The 19,830-nt window shown below is 57.7% G+C and carries 14 protein-coding genes and 1 tRNA gene; 13 read left to right on the top strand and 2 right to left on the bottom strand.

The annotated features are described in order from the left end of the window. Positions 1 to 170: 170 nt before the first annotated feature. Together COL8621_RS01425 and COL8621_RS01420 are read right to left on the bottom strand one after the other, a co-directional pair. The gene (locus COL8621_RS01425) at positions 171 to 821 is read right to left on the bottom strand and encodes a GntR family transcriptional regulator (protein WP_093965559.1); all 651 of its coding nucleotides are present in this window, start codon (positions 819 to 821) and stop codon (positions 171 to 173) included. Positions 822 to 851: 30 nt separating this feature from the next. Next, positions 852 to 1,559: a M48 family metallopeptidase gene (locus tag COL8621_RS01420; protein ID WP_093965558.1), complete on the bottom strand. Its 708-nt coding sequence runs from the start codon at positions 1,557 to 1,559 to the stop codon at positions 852 to 854. A gap of 148 nt (positions 1,560 to 1,707) precedes the next feature. Here COL8621_RS01420 and COL8621_RS01415 point away from each other — a divergent pair, with 148 nt between their 5' ends. From COL8621_RS01415 to COL8621_RS01355, 13 genes are all read left to right on the top strand, one after another. Further along, positions 1,708 to 2,046: a TIGR02300 family protein gene (locus COL8621_RS01415; protein WP_093965557.1), complete on the top strand. Its 339-nt coding sequence runs from the start codon at positions 1,708 to 1,710 to the stop codon at positions 2,044 to 2,046. An 89-nt stretch (positions 2,047 to 2,135) separates the two neighbouring features. Beyond that, a tRNA-Ala gene (locus COL8621_RS01410) sits at positions 2,136 to 2,211 on the top strand. 251 nt (positions 2,212 to 2,462) lie between these two features. Continuing rightward, positions 2,463 to 3,713, top strand: a complete 1,251-nt coding sequence (locus COL8621_RS01405; protein WP_093965556.1) for an Hsp70 family protein — start codon at positions 2,463 to 2,465, stop codon at positions 3,711 to 3,713. A gap of 141 nt (positions 3,714 to 3,854) precedes the next feature. Then, entirely contained in the window at positions 3,855 to 6,044 is a 2,190-nt protein-coding gene (locus tag COL8621_RS01400; protein WP_093965555.1) for an NADP-dependent isocitrate dehydrogenase, read from the top strand. Positions 6,045 to 6,463: 419 nt separating this feature from the next. Then, positions 6,464 to 9,568, top strand: a complete 3,105-nt coding sequence (locus tag COL8621_RS01395) for a putative glycosyltransferase family protein (RefSeq protein ID WP_093965554.1) — start codon at positions 6,464 to 6,466, stop codon at positions 9,566 to 9,568. Between the two features lie 8 nt (positions 9,569 to 9,576). Then, positions 9,577 to 10,647 (top strand): hypothetical protein, encoded by a 1,071-nt coding sequence (locus COL8621_RS01390; RefSeq protein ID WP_093965553.1) that lies wholly within the window; start codon positions 9,577 to 9,579, stop codon positions 10,645 to 10,647. Further along, positions 10,644 to 12,140 carry a glycoside hydrolase 5 family protein gene (locus COL8621_RS01385; protein WP_093965552.1) on the top strand — a complete coding sequence of 499 codons (1,497 nt, stop codon included), beginning with the start codon at positions 10,644 to 10,646 and terminating at the stop codon, positions 12,138 to 12,140. The genes COL8621_RS01390 and COL8621_RS01385 overlap by 4 nt, the downstream gene beginning before the upstream one ends. A 155-nt stretch (positions 12,141 to 12,295) precedes the next feature. Next, positions 12,296 to 13,507: a glycosyltransferase gene (locus tag COL8621_RS01380; RefSeq protein WP_176438413.1), complete on the top strand. Its 1,212-nt coding sequence runs from the start codon at positions 12,296 to 12,298 to the stop codon at positions 13,505 to 13,507. A 168-nt stretch (positions 13,508 to 13,675) separates the two neighbouring features. Then, on the top strand, positions 13,676 to 14,557 hold the full coding sequence (locus tag COL8621_RS01375) for a glycosyltransferase (RefSeq protein ID WP_093965550.1): 882 nt from the start codon (positions 13,676 to 13,678) through the stop codon (positions 14,555 to 14,557). A gap of 5 nt (positions 14,558 to 14,562) precedes the next feature. Further along, entirely contained in the window at positions 14,563 to 15,873 is a 1,311-nt protein-coding gene (locus COL8621_RS01370; RefSeq protein ID WP_093965549.1) for an MATE family efflux transporter, read from the top strand. 30 nt (positions 15,874 to 15,903) lie between these two features. Beyond that, the gene (locus COL8621_RS01365; RefSeq protein WP_093965548.1) at positions 15,904 to 17,328 is read left to right on the top strand and encodes a mannose-1-phosphate guanylyltransferase/mannose-6-phosphate isomerase; all 1,425 of its coding nucleotides are present in this window, start codon (positions 15,904 to 15,906) and stop codon (positions 17,326 to 17,328) included. Between the two features lie 127 nt (positions 17,329 to 17,455). Next, positions 17,456 to 18,235: a hypothetical protein gene (locus COL8621_RS01360; protein ID WP_141137797.1), complete on the top strand. Its 780-nt coding sequence runs from the start codon at positions 17,456 to 17,458 to the stop codon at positions 18,233 to 18,235. A gap of 102 nt (positions 18,236 to 18,337) precedes the next feature. After that, a complete protein-coding gene (locus tag COL8621_RS01355; RefSeq protein ID WP_093966856.1) occupies positions 18,338 to 19,729 on the top strand; it encodes a phosphohexomutase domain-containing protein in 1,392 nt (463 codons plus the stop codon). The last annotated feature ends 101 nt before the right edge of the window (positions 19,730 to 19,830 follow it).

Raw genomic sequence — 19,830 nt, 5'->3', positions numbered from 1 at the left:
GGGATGAAACCCCTCCGACCCTACGACGTCAGGCTGCCGACATCGTATTCCGTGAGGAGCAGGGCAAGGGAATCCCCCGCCTCACAATCTTAATACGCAGCGATAAAAGATATCCGTCGCCGGTATCCGAAAAAATCTGAAAATCTTTAAGGCGGGCTAATTGGGGCTGCTTAGCTGACCAAAAGCCTCAGCCCCTGCGTCACGTCCGTTCGCACGGCCAGCCGCAAACCCGGTTCGTCGCCTGCGCTTAACGCCGCAAGGATCATCCGGTGGTGCTGGGGGGATTCAGCACGGCCCAGCCGCCCGTACAACGACCGCATGGTGGGGCCAAGCTGCAACCATACGGTTTCGGCCATCGCCAGCATCGCAGGCGCCTGAGCGCGCAAATACAGCGTCCGGTGAAACTCTAGATTGGTTCGGATATAGGCCACGGCATCTTGGCGGCTTACGGCCTCTGCGATCGAGGAATTGATCGTCTGCAACCGTTCGATAAGGGCCATATGCGCACGCGGAAGCGCCCGCGCGGCCAGTTCAGGTTCCAAAAGCGCACGCAGGGCTGCCAGCTCTTCGATACGCTCGTTACTTAGCTCTGGTGTGGAAACCCGCCCCGAACTGGACATGGTAAGCGCCCCTTCGGCCGCCAGCCGGCGCATCGCCTCGCGGACGGGGGTCATCGACACGCCAAACTGTTTCCCGACGCCACGCAGCGTAAGCGCGGCACCCGGCGTCAATTCACCGTGCATGATACGTGTGCGTAAGGTCCGGTACAGCCGGTCATGTGCTGCACTGCCCGCCTCACCTGGTCGGTTCTGAAGTAGCATACGCCAATGTGATCACAAACGCGCGCAGCGTCAATCGCCGAAACGAACCTGATGAAGCGATGAGCCGTTTTGATGCAGCCATGTGCGGTGGGTTTGATAAGCCGGGCAAAGCCCTGCCACCAAGGACCAGAAGGCCGCCGAATGGTTCATCTCTTGCAGATGCGCCACTTCGTGGGCCGCGACATAGTCCAGAACCGCCGCCGGAGCCATGATCAGACGCCATGAATACATCAGGTCGCCCGCCGACGTACACGACCCCCACCTAGACCGTGTATCGCGTAACGTCAGCCGCCCATATTTGCGCCCCAGCTGATCGGAATATTTGTCGGACGCCGCCGCCAGCTTGTCCCGCGCAGCATGTTTCAAAAACGCCTGAACCCGCGCAGCGACACGCGCCGGATCATCGGGAACCAGAAGCCGCCCCTCTTCGATCCGCGGACCACGTATTTGCGCCCCGACAACTTCAAGCGGCTGGCCTAGGAAAGGAACGACCCCACCGATGTGAACGCGTTGAGGATCCGGCCGTCCAGAAAGATGGCCGCGGATCCAGCCCTCTTTCTCTCGCAAGAATGCCAGCCCTTCGTCCAACGACGCACGTTTGGGCATCGTAAGGGTAACGCGGCCGTCAAGCTGTGACACCCGCAACGAATATCGACGCGCTTGCGCCGACCTGCGCAACGCCACATCCAACGGCGGGTCGCCGGGCAATTCTGCCGAAGTTATGTCTGCACGTTTCATTGCTGCCACACTAGCAATGCATTGTGTTTGGTACAGCCGGAAAAGTGCTGCATTATGCGATTGCACCTAAAAGGGCTTTGACACCCCATGGGACTTGTGGCAGTTGGCTGCGACTCTGAACTGACATTGACGATTGAAGGGGATAACCATGCCCAAGGAAGAATGGGGCGTAAAGCGCATCTGCCCAAGCTGCCAGACCCGTTTTTACGATCTTCAGCGTGATCCGATGACGTGCCCGTCCTGCGAGCACAGCGTTTCGTTGGAGAGCCTTAATAGCGGCAAAGGCCGGACGCTTGTCGCGCACAAGTCGGACGCCAAGAACAAGTCTGCTGTCGAAGAAGAAGTAGAAACAACAGATGATGTTGTTCTGGACGACGACGACGACACAGATGTTGATCTGGGTGACGACGTTCTGGAAGACGACGAAGACGATGATGTGTCGCTGGACGAAATCGCAGATGTCGCTTCGGACGACGACGACAACTAAGCTATCCGCGGAGTGGATTTTTCCACTTGATCTCCGCTGAGTGCTTACATAGATACACGCGGGCAGGCGGTAACGCCTACCGCAATACCGGGGCCTTAGCTCAGTTGGGAGAGCGCTTGCATGGCATGCAAGAGGTCAGGGGTTCGACTCCCCTAGGCTCCACCATTTCCCGGAAATCGTTGCAAGCAATGTGTCGCAGCCCTTGGCCAAGCGGCATTGTTGGACTCTTTTAAAACGACGTCTGTGGGGCCATTCGCCCGATCGTTTTTGTCGCTTTTCGGCGGGTTAACGAGGCCGGACAAATTCAGCGCTCCGTTCTACGCAGCCATCACGCCCCCTGCTGATTGGGCAGCTTGACGACCATTCCCTAGCTGCATAGAGACGCGCCTTTCGTAGGCTACGGCAAGGACACTTAGATGGTCACGCATTCTCACGCACTGGGAATCGATTTCGGCACTTCCAACTCGGCAGCGGCCTACTTGCGCGATGGTATGCCGCGACTTGTCGAAATGGCACCGGGCCAGACCACATTACCGACGACGTTCTTCTTTGATTACGAAACGCGACAGACCTTGATGGGCGAACCTGCCAATCAGGCGTTGCTTAACGGGGAAGACGGCCGGTTCATGCGGGCGCTCAAGCGCGTGTTGGGCACCACGTTGATGCACGAAAAGCGTCAAGTTCTGAATCAGCGTGTCACCTGCGTCGAAATCATCGCACGCTTCTTGGCCCAAATCAAAACCCGTGCCGAAGCTGACGCTGGCCTAACATTTGACCGCGCCGTTTCGGGCCGCCCCGTGGTTTTCCATGGCGTCGACGATCCGCGTGAAGAACAGGCCGAGGCTGATCTAAAAGCCTGCTATCTTGCGGCTGGTTTCAAAGAGGTCGAATTTGTCCCCGAACCCGAAGCGGCCGCCATTGCCAGCGGCACGCTGGAACAGATGGGCGAGATCGGTTTGATCGTTGATATCGGCGGGGGTACGTCGGACTTTTCGCTGTTTCGGTCGGGCGCCGACGGCATCGAGATTCTGGCCAACCATGGTGTGCGCATCGGCGGGACAGACTTCGACCGCACAATCAACATTGACCGGGTCATGCCCCTGCTGGGCAAAGGCACGCAGTTGCGCAAAGTGCTTGGCCCCGGCGAAACGCCGATGCCCAACGCCATTTTCAATGACCTTGCCACCTGGGAAAAGATTCCGTTCCTTTACACCGCCCGCAATCGCCGCGCGGTCGAGGAGTTGGCACGGCTTGCCTATGAGCCCGAAAAACTGAACCGTCTTGTCAGCGTACTGGAAGACGAACTGGGCCACGAACTGGCATTTGCAGTTGAACGCGGCAAGATTGCCGCGAATTCCGGCGACGAACAGTCCCGCATTGTGCTGGAACAGATCGAACGGGACCTTGCGGCCCCGTTGCCAACTGCGGCCCTCGCCCCGATTCTTGACGCTCATGCCCAAGCGCTGCGCATTGGGGCCCAAGAAACGCTTGCGCGCGCCGGTCTGGAGATCGCACAGGTTAATCGGGTTATCTATGTTGGTGGGTCCAGCCTGATGTCTATCGTTTCGGACACCATGAAAGTGCAGTTTCCTGACGCCCAGCATTCGTTTACCGAAGTGTTCACCGCCGTCACCAACGGCTTGGCGCTTGCCTCTGCCCGACGTTGACGACCGGCGATCAGGATTGTCGCGACTAGCCGAGACATTTCGCCCCAACCCTAATATTTGAGGCGGCATACAACGGTATACTGTGGACGTATTAAGATGCATCCGATATGGAACGGGCAACTCACTTTCAAGAGGTTTCCTATGTCAGATATCATCTACACCAAAGTGGACGAAGCGCCCGAGCTGGCTTCCGCATCCTTCTTGCCAATCATCCAAAAATTCGCGGCCGCCGCGGGCGTGTCTGTCGGGACAAAAGACATCAGCTTGGCTGGTCGTATTCTTGCGACCTTCCCGGAATACCTAAGCGAAGACCAGCGCCAGTCTGACGACTTGGCCGAACTGGGCCGTTTGGTGAAAACCCCCGAAGCAAACGTTATCAAGCTGCCGAACATTTCCGCCTCTGTTCCTCAGCTGGTTGCCGCTGTGAAAGAGCTTCAGTCGCAGGGCTTCGCGCTTCCCGACTATCCAGAAGCACCCGCAACCGACGAAGAAAAAGCCGTTCGTGCCAAGTACGACGCGATCAAGGGTTCTGCTGTGAACCCGGTTCTGCGCGAAGGCAACTCTGACCGTCGCGCTGCCAAGGCCGTGAAAAGCTTTGCACAGAACAACCCCCACCGCATGGGCGAGTGGACAGCAGATAGCAAAACACGCGTTTCTTCGATGTCCGGTGGCGACTTCCGCTCGAACGAGGTTTCCGCGACGCTGGCCAAAGAAGCGACTGCCAAGATCGTGCTGGAAACTGCCGACGGCGAAACCGTTCTGAAAGACGGTGTTACCTATCCCGCAGGCACCGTTGTCGACGCCACATTCATGAGCGCCGCAGCACTGGACGCGTTCCTGGCTGACGAGATCGAAAAGACCAAAGCCGAAGGCACGCTTTTCTCGCTGCACATGAAAGCAACCATGATGAAGGTCTCTGACCCGATCATCTTTGGCCACGCGGTCAAAGCATGGCTGGCACCGGTCTTTGAAAAATATGGCGACAAGCTGGACCAACTGGGTGTCACGGGCAACGCTGGTCTGGGGACCCTTTTGGACAAGGTCAAAGGCGAGCCCGAGATTATGGCCGCGATCGAAGAGGTCAGCGCGCAGCGCCCGCCGATGTATATGGTCGACAGCGACAAAGGCATCACCAACCTGCATGTCCCGTCCGATGTTATCATCGACGCCTCTATGCCCGCGCTGATCCGTGCAGGCGGTAAAGGCTGGGGCCCTGACGGCAAGGAAGCCGACGCCAACTGCGTCATCCCTGACGATTCTTATGCACCCGTCTATGACGAGTCGGTCAAGTTCTTTAAAGAAAACGGCAAACTGAACCCTGCCACCGCAGGCACCGTTCAAAACATCGGCCTGATGGCGCAAAAGGCCGAGGAATACGGATCCCACCCAACCACGTTCGAAATCCCTGCTGCGGGCACCGTCAAGATGATCCTTGACGATGGCACCGTGTTGCACAGCCACGACGTACAGGTGGGCGACATCTGGCGTTCGGCCTCTGCGCGCAAAGCGCCGATCGAGGATTGGGTGAACCTTGCCATCGATCGTCAAAAGGCCGAAGGCTGCCGTGCGATTTTCTGGCTGGACGCAACCCGCGCCCACGACGCCGAGCTGATCGCCTATGTCAAACCAATCCTTGAGGCCAAAGGCGTCGCGGATAAGTTTGAGATCATGGCACCCCGTGAAGCCACCCGCGCCTCACTTGAAACGATCACGAAGGGTGAAAACACCATCGCGATCACCGGCAACGTGCTGCGCGACTATCTGACCGATCTGTTCCCGATTCTGGAACTGGCGACCTCGGCCAAGATGTTGTCCATCGTGAAGCTGATGAACGGTGGTGGCTTGTTTGAAACTGGCGCCGGCGGTTCTGCCCCCAAACACGTTCAGCAGCTGGTTGAAGAAAACCACCTGCGTTGGGACAGCCTGGGCGAGTTCTGCGCGCTGGGTGAAAGCCTGACGTTCCTTGCGGATGCCAAAGGCAACGACAAAGCCCGCGTTCTGGGCCAAGCCGTCGACGCCGCGACCCAAGGCATTCTGGACAATGGCAATTCGCCATCCCGCAAAGTGGGCGAGCCTGACAACCGCGATAGCCACTACTGGTTCGCGCGTTACTGGGCCGAAGCACTGGCAGCACAAACAAGCGATGCAGAGCTTGCCGCGCATTTCGCCCCAATCGCCGAAGCACTGGCCACAAACGAAGAAAAGATCGTTTCGGAACTGGCCGCAGCCCAAGGTTCTGCTGCTGATCTGGGTGGTTATTTCCACACTGATGCGGCGAAAACCGCTGCTGTGATGCGCCCATCCGCGACGCTGAACGCGATCATCGGCTAACCGACCAGATATAAAACGCTTCAGGGCCGCGCCTCTTTCAAGAGTGCGCGGCCCTGTTTTTTTGCCCGCCTTCACGCAAACATCCGCCGCTAGTCGCCATCCAAGCCGCGCCGATGAGTGTTCCAAAAGTATAGTCACCCCATCCTAATTGCGCGCAACCTATACGCGTAGAAGCACGACTTGCATGCCTTCGGGCGTTAAGGTGTTCACCAATTAGCCGCAGAGTCGCGCAATCGGATACCTTTATGATGCAATATATGAACACGCCCCGTCAGATTTGCCACGCCGGCTATGCTTTCACGACTGAAAGCGCGGCAGGGTCCTGACCGCTTGGCAAAGTTGCCAGACGACCACCACAAAATTTGAGCCCAATGAATTAGCGTCGCATCTGAACCGGCGCACCCCATCGAAAGACCCCGATGCCCCCTCACGGACTTCAGACCGCGCAGCAGACCTCGGAAGAAAGTGCAGGCCTTCGCTTGCTGCTGGTCGCGTTGGCGGGGGTGGTACTGTTTCATGGTGGGCTGCTGCCATTCACGCATGGCAACACTTACGACGCCTTCATCCACATGTTCTTCGGCGACAGTTATCACCGCAGCTGGTTCGACCCGTGGGAGCCGCGCTGGTACACAGGTTTCGCCACCACCTCTTATCCGCCGGGCACGCATATGGCGATTGCCGGGCTGATGCACCTGATGCCCCTAAGGGCGGCATTTGTGGTTGTTCAATTGGTTGGGCTTTTGCTGCTAACCGTTGGCGTTTTTCGCTTTTCCAGACTGTGGGTCACCGCGCGCCCTGCTGGTTTCGCCGCGCTGGCGCTGGTTCTGTCGTCCTCCATCTCTGAAACAGTGCATTTGTTTGGGCAGCTTCCAACGATCTTTTCGCTGGGGGTCTTTCTGAACGGGTTGCCGTATGTTTACCGCTGGATCGTCATTGGCGGTCTTCCCAACCTTGCGGCCTCTGTCACTTTTGCGTCTGCGACAACGGCGGCGCACCATGTGACCACGCTTTTCGGTGGGGTGCTGTTTATCATCCCACTCGCCGTACAAGCCCTGCGCGCCGTGGCGGAACTGAACCCCTCCCCCAAAAGCCGTCTGGCAAGCGTCCTGCGATTTGCGCGCCCGTTTGGCCGGGGGATTTTGCTGGCCGTGCTGATGGTCGGCGCGATGGTTCTGACCGTTTTTCCTTACTGGTCGTGGTCCATCAACGACCCGATCACGCAGGTTCCAATTCCACACGGCAGCCGCGAAAGCTTTATCGAACGTAAGGATCTTGGGTTCGTCTTTTTCGTGCTGCCATGGGGCATCGCGATCCTGTTTTTGCCGTATGTCATCTATAAGACCTTCACGACCCGGCTGTTGCCGCTTGGGCTTTCCGTTCTTCTTTGCTTCGTCCTTGGGACCGGTGGCACAACGCCTATCAGCCGTGCGATCCTGCACGGTGCGTTCGATATCCTGACGCTGGACAGGTTTACCTTCTGGGCCACGATCCTGATCCTACCATTTACCGGTTACATGATTGATGGCCTGTTGCTAGGCCGTTCGGGCGAAGTCATCCGCGCGGCCCTTGGCCGTGGCGTGCACCGTATGATCGTTGGCGGAATTTTCCTGTCGATGACGCTTATCGCGGCCTTTGCCGCCATCTTGCCGACCATACAGCCAACCCAGCCCCGGTTCATCGACCCAGTGCCGATTGCCAAGTTTCTGGAAGAAGATGAACATGATCGCTGGCGCTATCTGACGCTGGGGTTTGGGGACCAGTTCGCCTATCTATCCGCCCAGACAGAGGCGATGTCGGTCGATGGCAATTACCATTCCGCGCGCCGTTTGCCAGATATGACCCGCTTTTCGGTCGAACGTCTGGAAAACGCGAAATACCTTGGTGTTCCGGGCCTTGGTTCGTTACGACAGTTTCTGGTCAACGCTGACAGCTATAACCTGCGTTATGTCTTTTCGAACGACGAATTCTATGACCCGATCCTACATTTCACGGGTTGGACCCGCCTGAACCGGTTGGCCAACGGTGTGATCGTCTGGGAGCGGCAAGACGTAACTCCGCTGCCTGTTTTTTTGCCACGGCGCGAAATTTCCCCCGTTCACGCCATCATGTGGAGCGTCCTGCCCCCGACCGCGTTGTTTATGGCCGCCACCATATTCTTCATGACCCTATTGCGGCGCGGCTTCGGCGGGCACTCCCCCGAGATGCGCCCACTTGTGGCGCGCCCCAAGGACTTTTCCAATGTCCGGCTTGTGCGTACGGTGGTGCTTGTCCTTGGCGGGTTGGCGGTCATTGGCGCGGGAACGTTGGCCAGATGGGTCTGGATCGAATCCCAAAAGCCCGCGCCGCCCGAAACCGTGATCGAGGCGTATTTTGACGATCTCGACTTCCGTCGGTTCCAACCTGCGTATGACCGGCTTGATCCCGAAACACGGCCCGATTTTGAAGAAGTCATGTTCAACTGGCGTTGGCGGGGCGGGCTTTTGGCATCCTACGGAAAGCTGTCAGACATGCGAATGGTCGCCCATAACAAGACCGACAATCTAATCGATTGGACCGTCGAACTTGACCTGCTGACGTCAATCAACACACGCACCGAAATACTTGAGGTTCGCACAGTCCGCCGCGGCGAGCATTGGTTCCTTGCCCCCACCAACCTGCGTCAGGTGCAAACGCCGGTCCGTTTGCAACGCGAAGGCACGGTTGCATGGAATGTCGTTGGACGCCGTCAACCAAGGCCCGAAACTGACTTGCACCGTGACCGGCTTGACCGCCCTCGTATCGCCGTTTCCGACGCGCGGCTTGTTCAGCGCAACGGTCGTTACAGCGTTTTGGGCGCGCTTACCAACGCCGATGCCGACCCGGCATTTGTCAGCGTATTCTCGTCCTTGATTGCCAAGGACGAGCAAATGCTGCGCCAATCCACAGGCGAGGTAAGTTCACAGCGTATGCTTCCGGCGGAAACGTCGGGCTTCCGGATCGATTTCGAAGGTGTTCTTTCGCTTGAAGATGAAGAAGCACTGGGCAATTTCGACCCAACCCTTTTCATCCCGCCAGAGCTTTCCGCCCCACCAGACACGGCATCGATCGAAGCGCGCGCTGTGGTCGCCGGGCGCGATCTTTACCGTGGTGTCGCGCTGAACGGCGTTCGCATTGCCGACAAGGATGGTACGCCGGTCGTTTCCGGCCTTGCGGTGAATACTGGCACAGAAACAGCCACGATCATCCGCATCATCGCCCTTCTGTATGACGATGAAGGGCTGCCCGTCTGGGCCGAGGCGGGTTTCGTTGAAACCAATATCTATCCCGGGCAAAGCGCACCGTTTCAATTTGCGCTGCCAGCACGGGACGAAATCACTGTGATCGCCGATCTGTCGCAAGAACGTCTTATGGTGAACGGCAGTACGATGCAGGCTGACCTTGGCTTGCCCACCGCCCGTGACGGCACCCTGCCGATGAATGGTGTCGATGGCTACAGCACGATGCGTCTGCATGTGTCCACTTTCACCTATGACCCGTTGTTTTGAGGTACGGAATGAAGCTCCTTTCTCCTATCGCTCTTGTCTTGCTGGCCAACAATGCGCATGCGGGTGACTTCGTATCCGATGGGTTTGGTCTTGTGCCGGCAACGGCAATTTCTGAACAACGCGCGGCATGGGCGGGTTTGATTGTCAGGCCAGACGGGGAAATCCAGCAGCCCCCTGAAGACGCCGAAACGGTGCTGATCTTTGTCGGCCCGAAAAGCCTTGTGGCGGGTGTGGACGATGGCCATGCGGTCACTTTGAACTTTGATCGGCATGGCAACTTTGTCGCCGACGATTTGCCCGTCGATTTTCGCCTTGGGCCTCAGCGCGTGACCGACCCAGAAACCCGCTATGGCATTGGCGACGTGCTGTTTCGCCCAGACCCAAGCGCAGGCGTTTTCCTGACCGGAGCAACGATACAAGAACGCCAAAGCGCGCGCGCGACCTATCGGGTGACCGCTGATCTGGAAAGTATCAAGTTGCAAAACCAGCCCGTCGAAGGGCAACTGTCTTTCGAAACATTTGCAACGCTTTCCACCGCGCCCCTGACTGACAAGTTCGGGAATGTCGCCAATGACGGCGTAAGCGCGAAGATGACGATCACCCACGGCGACGGCGCCTTTACGGTGCTGACGCCTGTGGTGTCAGACGGCAGCGCCCAGTCCAAGCTGCTGACCCGTGACATCCCCGACGGTGGGGCCATGACAACAACCCTTGGTCTGGTGGCATCCGCCGCGACAGACCTTCCGGTTCAACCGCTTGGCGACTTGGTCCCGGCCGAACTTCGGCTGTGGGCCATTCCCGAGATTGAGGCCGTGGCGTTCCGCGCTGGCCCAATCCTGACCGACGCAGGGCACCTGCTGAATGACGGCGCCAGTGTCAAAGTCACCGTGCAAGGCGCAAGCGGCGCGTCCGCAACGGCGGATGGTTGGCTGTTGGATGGCACGTTCCAGACTTTCCTGACGCTGGATCCGAAAGATGGCCCGTTCGAAGTAGAGTTCAGCACGCCACTGGGCACCTATCACAAACGTCAGAGTTTGCGCGCAGCCCCCGGTGGCATGGCGCTGGAAGGTGCAGAATGAAGCGGATCCTATTACTTGTGATCGGGTTCGCCCCCATCCTTACGGTGCTGGTGTGGGTTTCAGCCCAAGCCCTTGCCAGTGCCGCCGAACGGCAGGTCACCTATCGCTATATTTCGGACGCTCTTTCGCCCGTGGCGACGAAATATAACGCCGTTCAATGGCTGACACCGACGGTCCCCTTGGTTCGCGCCTATACCTCAGGCGATGGCGACCGTATCGGGCAGGCGATGATGGATGCGTGGCAGGCACTTTCGGTTGCGCAATCGTCGGGCAGAACCGACATCCTGACCGACGCCTTTTCCGGCGTCGCGTTGGAAAGGGCCCTTTTGTCTGTCGAAGACGCGCAGGCCCACGGCGGACGCATGGCCGTCCTTTCGCAAACGGCGCGGCCCGTTTTTTACCATCTCGACGGATCGGTATTTCAGGCAGAGGTCGAAATGCTTGTCGCGCGCTATGCCAGCGATGAAAACGGGCTGATCCACCACGAAGTTTCGCGCGACACCGGCGTGGTAACGCTTATGAACGAAACCACGGGCTGGCGTGTCTTTTCATACGAACGCCGCGCGGCAGAACCGATTGCGCCGTCCGGCGCCGGTTGGCAGACGCAGGTTCTAAACGGTGTGAACTATTACCCGGCAGAGTCCCCTTGGCGGGACTTCTGGCCAACGTTCGACGCCAAGCAAATCGCGATTGACTTTGATCGGGTCCGATCACTTGAAGCGAACTCTGTTCGGGTTTTCCTGACGCGAGAGGATTTCATCAACCCGGCCGAGTCGCGCGACGCGCTTGCGAATTTGGCGACCCTGCTGTCGTTAGCCGAAGAAGCCGGATTGCGCGTCGTTCCGACCCTGTTCGATTTGCGCCACGATTACGGTCCGGGGCTTTGGGCGGCGGATACTGATTATCTGGCTCGAGTTCTGCCCGTTCTGGCAGCCTCCAGCGCGGTCGAATTCGTCGATCTAAAGAACGAACCTGATCTTGATTTTGAAACTCACGGCAGGGGAAAGGTCGAAGCTTGGATTCGCACGATGACCGATGTGTCGCGAACCTTTGCGCCTGATCTTGCACTTACAGTAGGCTGGTCAGCGGCCGAGGCCGCAACCATCGCCGCAGACACTCTCGATGTGGTGACGTATCACGACTATGCCCCCCTTGAAGGAACGCAAGAGCGGCTTGCCGACGTGCGCCGCGCAGTTGCCGGGCGGGACGTTCTGATAACCGAGATTGGCGCAAGTTCGTTCGAGATTTCAGCAAGCTTGCCAGGCTCGCCCCAAGCGCAGGCCGAGGCCTTGTCGACAAGACTAACTGCGCTGGAAAAGGCTGATGGGGTGTTCGTGTGGGCGCTTTATGATTTTCCCAATGTCGACGGTTCTGTCGTCGGCGGGTCACCATGGGTGCAGCGCCTGCAGGCAGAATTTGGCCTGTTCACCTACGACGGCACCGAAAAGCCCGCAGCCGAAGCCGTGCGCAGGTCTTTTGCGTCTGAACCGTAACCTATCCGTTTGCACGGCCCTCTCTGCTTTTGCGCGTGATGCTGTGCTTATGCATCCGCGAACTTTGGCGACGAAGGCCTTACTTACAGAAGTACGCGCGCGCGTTGTTAGTCTACGCCGGGGACTTTTGCCCGGCATATCTAAGGAAAGTTCCGATGACCAAATCGTTTCGCATTGCCCTTGTCACCGCATTCCCACCCGGACAGAACAGCCTGAACGAATACGGTTTGCATTTGGCCAAGGGCCTTGCAGATCGTACCGACGTTTCAGAAGTTGTGATAATTGCCGACCAACTTGACGCCGACCTACCCGAGCTGGACCTGGGTCCAAAAATCCGGGTAGAGCGGGTTTGGCGTTTTAACCGTGTATCTTCCGCCCTGCGAATTTTGCGTGCCCTGCGTCGTGCGGCCCCTGACGGCGTTCTTTGGAACCTTCAGACAGCCACGTTCGGTGACAAAGAGCTTCCGGCGGCACTGGGCCTGCTGGCCCCGGCAGCCGCGCGCGTCTTAGGACTGTCATCCGGTATTATCGCGCATAACCTGATCTCGGGCATCGACCTTGAGAACACGCAGCTTAAAGGTCAACGCATTCGCCAAACGCTGGTGCGGGCCGGTGGCGCGGTTGTAACGCGCGCGATGCTGTCGGCCAGTTATATGACCGTGACGTTGCGCGGGTATCTTGAACAACTGTCCCAAAGCTATCCCAAAGCAAACGTGCATTTGGTGCCGCATGGAACCTTTGACACCGAAGTTCGCCCATCACGCCCCCTGTCCGAACGGCCCCGCCGGATTGTGACCATGGGCAAGTTCGGCACCTACAAGCGGCTGGAAACCCTGCTTACGGCGTTTGACACGCTGCGCGAAAACCCGGACTTCGCTGACTTCGAGTTGGTGATTGGTGGCCAAGACCACCCAAGCACACCGGGATACCTTGCCGATCTGGCCAAAGAACGCGCCAACGATAAGGCCGTTATCTTCCACGGCTACATCGCCGAAGAAGAAATCCCCGATTTCTTCGAGAACGCCCGGCTAAGCGTTTTCGACTATAACGCGACCACCGGCAGTTCGGGCGTTTTGCACCAGACCGCCAGCTATGGAGCCGTCCCGGTGTTTCCGCGGATCGGTGACTTCGTTGATGTCTGTCGCGACGAAGGTCTTTCAGGCGCGCATTACGGCGTGATGAACGCTGCCGAGATGGCCGAGGCGATGACACGGATGCTAAGCGATCACGACGAAGCACAGGCCATTGCAGACAACAACCGACTCGCTTCGCAAGACATGCCGTTCTCAGAGGTTGTGCGTTTTCACGTTGAACGCCTGACGCAAAAGCCCCTGAAAATACCCGAAACCAAGACCGTAAACGCCTGATCGGCATAGGCCGGCTACCCGATAGGATAGCCGGCCTTCTCTTTTTTAGCATCCAGCGATGATCTTTCGATAACTTTGTAAGCGTTTGAATTCAGCTTCTATTCTGACGTACGCGCGACACAACACACCGGTCATGACACCTTTGAGACAGTTCAATGAGGTGCTGCCATGACAATCGTTTCGTCCAACTTCGACGCCGACCCAATGTTCCCTGTGGCGTGTAACACGCCTGCCCCGATCACGATCGTCGTGCCATGCTATAATGAAGCATCGCGTTTGGACGCAGCCGCTTTTCAAACTTACATCGACACACGTAATGACGTGTCGTTCCTGTTCGTTGACGATGGCAGCCGCGATGACACGCTTGAGTGCCTCTCTACGCTTCAGGCCACTCGCCCCCACCGCATTACAGTTCTTTCGCTCAGCCAGAATTCGGGCAAAGCCGAAGCTGTTCGTCAGGGCCTGATCTTCGCCACGAACGCTGGTGCGCAGCTGGTTGGTTACTGGGATGCAGATCTTGCGACACCTCTGGACGCGATCGACGACTTCGTCCGCGTCGCCAACAAGTTCCAGGACGTTTCGGTTGTCTTTGGATCCCGCCGCGCCCTGCTGGGCCACCGGATTGAACGCACGCTGAAGCGCCGCATGGTATCGCGCTTGTGCGCAGTGCTGGCCCGTCAGGCTGTTCGTTTGCCGCTGGGTGACACACAGTGTGGCGCAAAGCTGCTGCGCAACACCGGCGACCTGCGCGATGCCCTGAAATCACCTTTCACCGCAGGTTGGTTGTTCGACGTAGAATTGTTTGCTCGCCTGTCGGCACGGATGCCAAAGGGCCGCTGCGCATTCTATGAGCAGCCACTGTGTGAATGGGACGAAATCCCCGGTTCTAAGGTTTCCGGCAGCGCCATCGTGAAAAGTGGCATGCGGATGCTGCGCCTGATCGCCGAAACGCGCTTTGGCCTGCCAGCACTTCAGAACGAAATGCAAGCCGTGCCAGTCGCACGTGTTGTGGATGCGCCAAAGACCCCAACCTTTGGCTGGGTGAACTAAGCAACGTGGCTAATTCCCTGTCCCTTCGCCTTTCTTCGTTGCGTCTGATCGACGTGATGGCCATCGCGACAGCCCCTGCTGTCGTGGTGTTCATCTCGTCGAACATCGTCAACGTAGGCAACCTTGCCTTCAACATGATCTTCAGCCGCTGGATGGGTCCCGAACTGTTCGGCGATCTGGCACTTGTTCTGACGATCAAACTGGCGTTGCTTGGCGTGATTGGCGCGGTGCAAATGGCAGTTAGCCAAGTTGTGGCCGGGGCGACAGGTTCAGACTCTGACCAAACGCATCAGGCACTTGCACAGCTTAGCAGACGGTTGTTCGTTGCGCTTTGGCTGCTGCTGCCCATCTTCGCTACCTTGCTGTGGAAGACAGAGTTTTCCGCAAGCATCGGCCTTGGGTCGCCTTACCTTCTTCTGATCTTGCTGGTTTCTATGCCGTTTGCGGCGCCGCTTAGCATCTTGCGCGGTGCGGTGTTCGGGCTTCAGAACACGGGGCGCATCGTTCTTTCCGCCAATCTTGAAATGGGTGTGCGTCTTCTTGGTGCGGCCGTGGCTTGGCAGGCCGGTTTGGGCATCGAAGGCGTTGTCTTGGCCATCTGTCTTTCGATTGTTGCTGGGTGGGCCGCGCTTTTGGGTGTGTTGCCTACACCGAAAACCCGGTCGGCTGGCCAGCGCCCAATCGCCAAGATTGTCGCGATTTCCGCTTTCCCATTTGCGGTACTGCAGTTAGCGCAGGTGCTGGCGCTTGATGGGGACATCTTCCTTGTCAGCTCTCTCTTGCCATCTGAACAGGCTGGTTTCGTCGCCGCCCTGTCGCTGTTCCAGCGTATCCAGTTCTTTGCCTGCTTTGCGCTGGCGTCGATCCTGCTTCCAAGCGTCGTTGCCGCGACGCGTACCGGTGGATCGATCCTGCAAGCCGCCGCACCGGTTGCGATCCTGTATCTGGCGGTCGCGTTCCCTTTCCTCATCGGTGTTGAGCTGTGGCCCAACACCCTGATCGACGTCTTGGTTGGTTCTGAATTCCAAGACGCAGCATCTGGGCTTCGCCCGGCTGCCTTGGCCGCCGTCGCTTTCACCATGAGCTTTCTACTAGCGACGTTTTTGGCCGCCCTAGGCGATTATCGCGGCATCTGGACCACGGCGGGTGTTGCCGTTCTTCAGCTGGCTTTGATCGCCCAATTCGCTGCGAAGCCCGGTGCCAGCTTCGTTGATCTCGTTCAACTGAAGGCCGTCTGCCAAGGCGCCCTTTGCCTATGTCTGCTGCTTTACTCCGTCGTTCGTGTGCGACGTCACCTAACTGGGTGCAAACCCTGATCTTACGACTTCTCTAAAGGAAATTAATCCATGAAACAGCAATACATTCGACCAGTAATCTTGTGCGGTGGTAACGGTAAACGGCTTTGGCCCATCAGCCGCCGCTCTATGCCGAAGCAGTTCGCGCGGTTGAGCGGTGACAAGACCATGCTTCAAGATACGATTGGCCGCTTGGAAGATGCCGGGTGTAACGAGCCAATCTTCGTCACCGGCGAAGACTACCGCTTTATCGTGGCGGGTCAGGCCGAAGAAATCGGCGTAACGGGCCACAAGATCATCCTAGAGCCAGAAGGGCGCAACACTGCTGCAGCCATTTGCGCAGCTGCCGAGGTTCTGCACCAGGATGACCCGAACGCTTTGATGCTGGTGGCCCCATCGGACCACTGCCTTGAGGACACATTGGAATTTGCACAAGCCGTTGCACAGGCCGCTATTGCCGCCCGCAATGGCAAGATCGTCACCTTCGGCGTGCGCCCCGATCGCCCTGAAACAGGGTATGGTTACATCGAACTGGCCGCCGAAAGTGCCGCATTGGATACCGCGCAACCCTTCGTGAAGTTCGTCGAGAAGCCAGATCTAGATAAAGCAACCCAGATGGTCGAAGACGGTCGTTTCCTGTGGAACTCCGGTATGTTCCTGATGAGCGTCGCAACCGCCCGCGAAGCATTTGGCCAGCATGTTCCGGACCTTCAGACCACTGTAAGCCGGTCGGTTCAGGACGCAGAAATCGATCTGGGTTTCGTTCGCCTAAGTGCAGCATTCTCTGACGCGCCCGAAATCGCCTTTGACTACGCCGTGATGGAAAACACCGCCGGATGGGTCGTGCCATTGGCCAGCGACTGGAGCGATCTGGGTTCTTGGCGCAGCGTTTGGTCCGAAACTGCGCGCGATGCTGATGGCGTTGCGACACGCGGGGCGGCCCATGCCACGAACTGTAAGGATGTGTTGCTGTTCTCGGACGACGAAAATGTGGAAGTCGTCGGCGTTGGCCTGCGCAATATTGCGGCTATCGCAACGCGCGACGCAGTTTTGATCACCGATCTAGACGACTCTCAGGCGGTGTCGGATGTGGTTGTGAAGCTGAAGGCGGACAAGGTTCGTCAGGCCGAAGAATTCCTGCGCCACGCACGCCCATGGGGCCATTACGAAACACTGGCACTGGGTCCACGTTTTCAGGTTAAGTCCATCGTCGTTAAACCCGGCGGTCAGCTTTCCCTGCAAAGCCACGTGCACCGCGCCGAACACTGGGTTGTCGTCGAAGGCACCGCAACCGTGACCATCGGCAAGGAAGAAAAGCTCGTTAGTGAAAACCAGTCGGTCTATATCCCGCTTGGCGAAGTTCACCGCCTTGCGAACGACGGTAAGGTCCCACTTCAATTGATCGAAGTTCAGACAGGTGCCTATCTCGGAGAGGACGACATCGTTCGCTACGAAGATATCTACGCCCGCACCTAACCCCCAAGTCATAGTCGCGCTTTCCGCGCCAAAATATCAGTGAAGGTACACAAGTATGTCGTTTATTTCTAACGGGCCATCGTTTGGTTCATTGGCTTCAAATGCCGCACGTGGGGTGCTGTCTGCGATGACCCTAATGCTCATGAGTTTCTCGGCAGTCGCTGCCGAGGACACTCGCTTCCACGGTGCAACGGGGGGCATTCTTCGCTTCCCAAACTCAAACCAGCCTGAAGACGAAAACAACCTGTTTGGCGAAGCGTGGCTAAAGCTCGCCTACTCCGTTGCTAAAACAGAAAAAGGAAACTTGTCGTTTTACACGCTGGGCAATGTCGTCGCTGACACAAAACCCTTTGCCTATAACAACACCGCGAAACTGGGTGTTGGGCTTAGCTATTCCTATCAGGTCAGCGATGCACTCAACATCAGCTTCAGCGCCAGACATGACTGGTTTCAGGAACGCACGACGGATGTCCGCCGCTCTGCAATGAAGTACGAAATGACGTACTACTATTACCGTTATTGGGCCGCAGAACCCGACGACAAGATGTTCGGCCTGTCCCGCAACGCTTGGATTTTCAAAAGCTACGGCACACTTGCCTACCCCGGCTCTTTGGAAGAGAACGACGACAACCTGGTTCTGACCCTTGGCGGTGAATACTCAACCGACCTGCAACTTGGCGAAAGCAAATGGCTGCTGAGCCCATTCATCGACGTCGACTTCGCGTGGGATCGTGACGGCAACAACTACAACAACAAGATCATCCCCGGCGTGGGTGCAAAGATCCGTCGTCCAATCGAAAAGGGCGAAATCTTTGTAAGCCTGCGTGCTCAGGCGGATTACCGATGGAAGGCCGGCACCACCGACGTGAAACCCGGGATTCATATTGGCTGGTACAAAGGCTTCTGATCTTTGCCCAAACTCTCTCAATCGTCGCCCAAAACTGTTTGGTAGTTTTTTCAATACCTTGGGCTTGAAATGGGGCTTACCCCTGTGAGGAAAACGATGACAATGTTTAAGAAAATCGCGGTTACAGCAACCAGCCCGGCGTGTTTCAAAGCCTATGACGTTCGGGGCCGTATCGGTGTCGATATCGATGAAGAAATCGCCTATCGGATTGGCGCATCCTTTGCCGAAGTTCTGGGTGCCAAACGGGTTGTTGTGGGGCATGACTGTCGCGAAAGCAGCCCCGCGTTTCATGCCGCCGTGGCGCGGGGTTTGCTGGAACAGGGTGTTGATGTTTTCGACATCGGCCAAGCGGGTACAGAAGAAGTCTACTTTGCCACGACCCATCTTAATGCGGATGGCGGCATCGAAATAACCGCCTCGCACAATCCCATCGACTACAACGGGATGAAATTCGTCGGTCGCGGCAGCCGTCCGTTAACGGCCGATGAATTCAAACAAATCGGCGAGGCATCGCGCAACGATATGCGCGAGCCCGCCCCAGAGCGCGGCACCTATAAGCAGGTCGATGCACGGCCCGCTTATGCGGGGCACTTGGTCGATATGGTCGATCCGGCGAACCTTCCTCGACTAAAGATCGTGGCGAATGCCGGAAACGGCGTCGCCGGGCCTGCCCTTGATGCCATTCTGGAACGCCTGACAGAAGAAGGGGCCGTTTTGGATATCGTCCGCGTCAATCACACAGCGGATGGAAGCTTTCCCAATGGCATTCCAAACCCCCTATTGCCGGAAAACCGCCCCGCGACCGGAGACATCGTGCGCCGCGAAGGGGCCGACCTTGGCATCGCTTGGGACGGCGACTTTGACCGCTGTTTCTTCTTTGATCACACGGGCGCTTTCGTTGACGGGGAATACCTTGTCGGCCTGCTTGCCAACGCTTTTCTGGCCGTTTCCCCCGGCGAGTCCATTGTCCATGACCCCCGCGTTGTTTGGAACACCATCGATCAGGTCACCCGCAACGGCGGCACCCCCGTCGTCGCCCGCACGGGCCACGCACATATCAAACAGGCGATGCGAGACAGCGGCGCGATCTATGGCGGTGAGATGTCCGCGCATCACTATTTCCGCGACTTCATGTGCTGTGACAGTGGCATGATCCCATGGCTAAAGCTGCTGGAACTGATGGGCCGTTCGGGCCAATCGTTGGCCGACATGGTCGCCAGCATGATCGCCCGGTTCCCCTCCTCCGGAGAGCAGAATTTCCGCATCACTGACCCGCAAGGCGCCATCGCCAAAATCAGGGCAAAATACGAAGATTGTGCATCGAAGACCGAAACCTTGGACGGGCTCAGCATGTCGTTCCCCGACTGGCGTTTCAACCTCCGTTCCTCTGCGACGGAACCGGTTGTCCGCCTTAACGTAGAGGTTCGCGGCGATGCCCAGCTACTTAAGGCTAAGACCGACCAGATATCCAAAATGCTTTTGGATTTCGGGTAACTGACAGTGCTAATGAGAAACATTTCGACCGCATCGTTACCCCGATGCGGTCGTTTTTTCTGCGGCCGAAGCCCGAATTCCGAAGATAAACGCGGCCTCTC

Source organism: Actibacterium lipolyticum, assembly GCF_900184935.1.
Lineage (GTDB): Bacteria > Pseudomonadota > Alphaproteobacteria > Rhodobacterales > Rhodobacteraceae > Actibacterium_A > Actibacterium_A lipolyticum.
The sequence above is the reverse complement of the archived record's forward strand: the minus strand, read 5'-3'. Positions and strand labels throughout refer to the sequence as shown.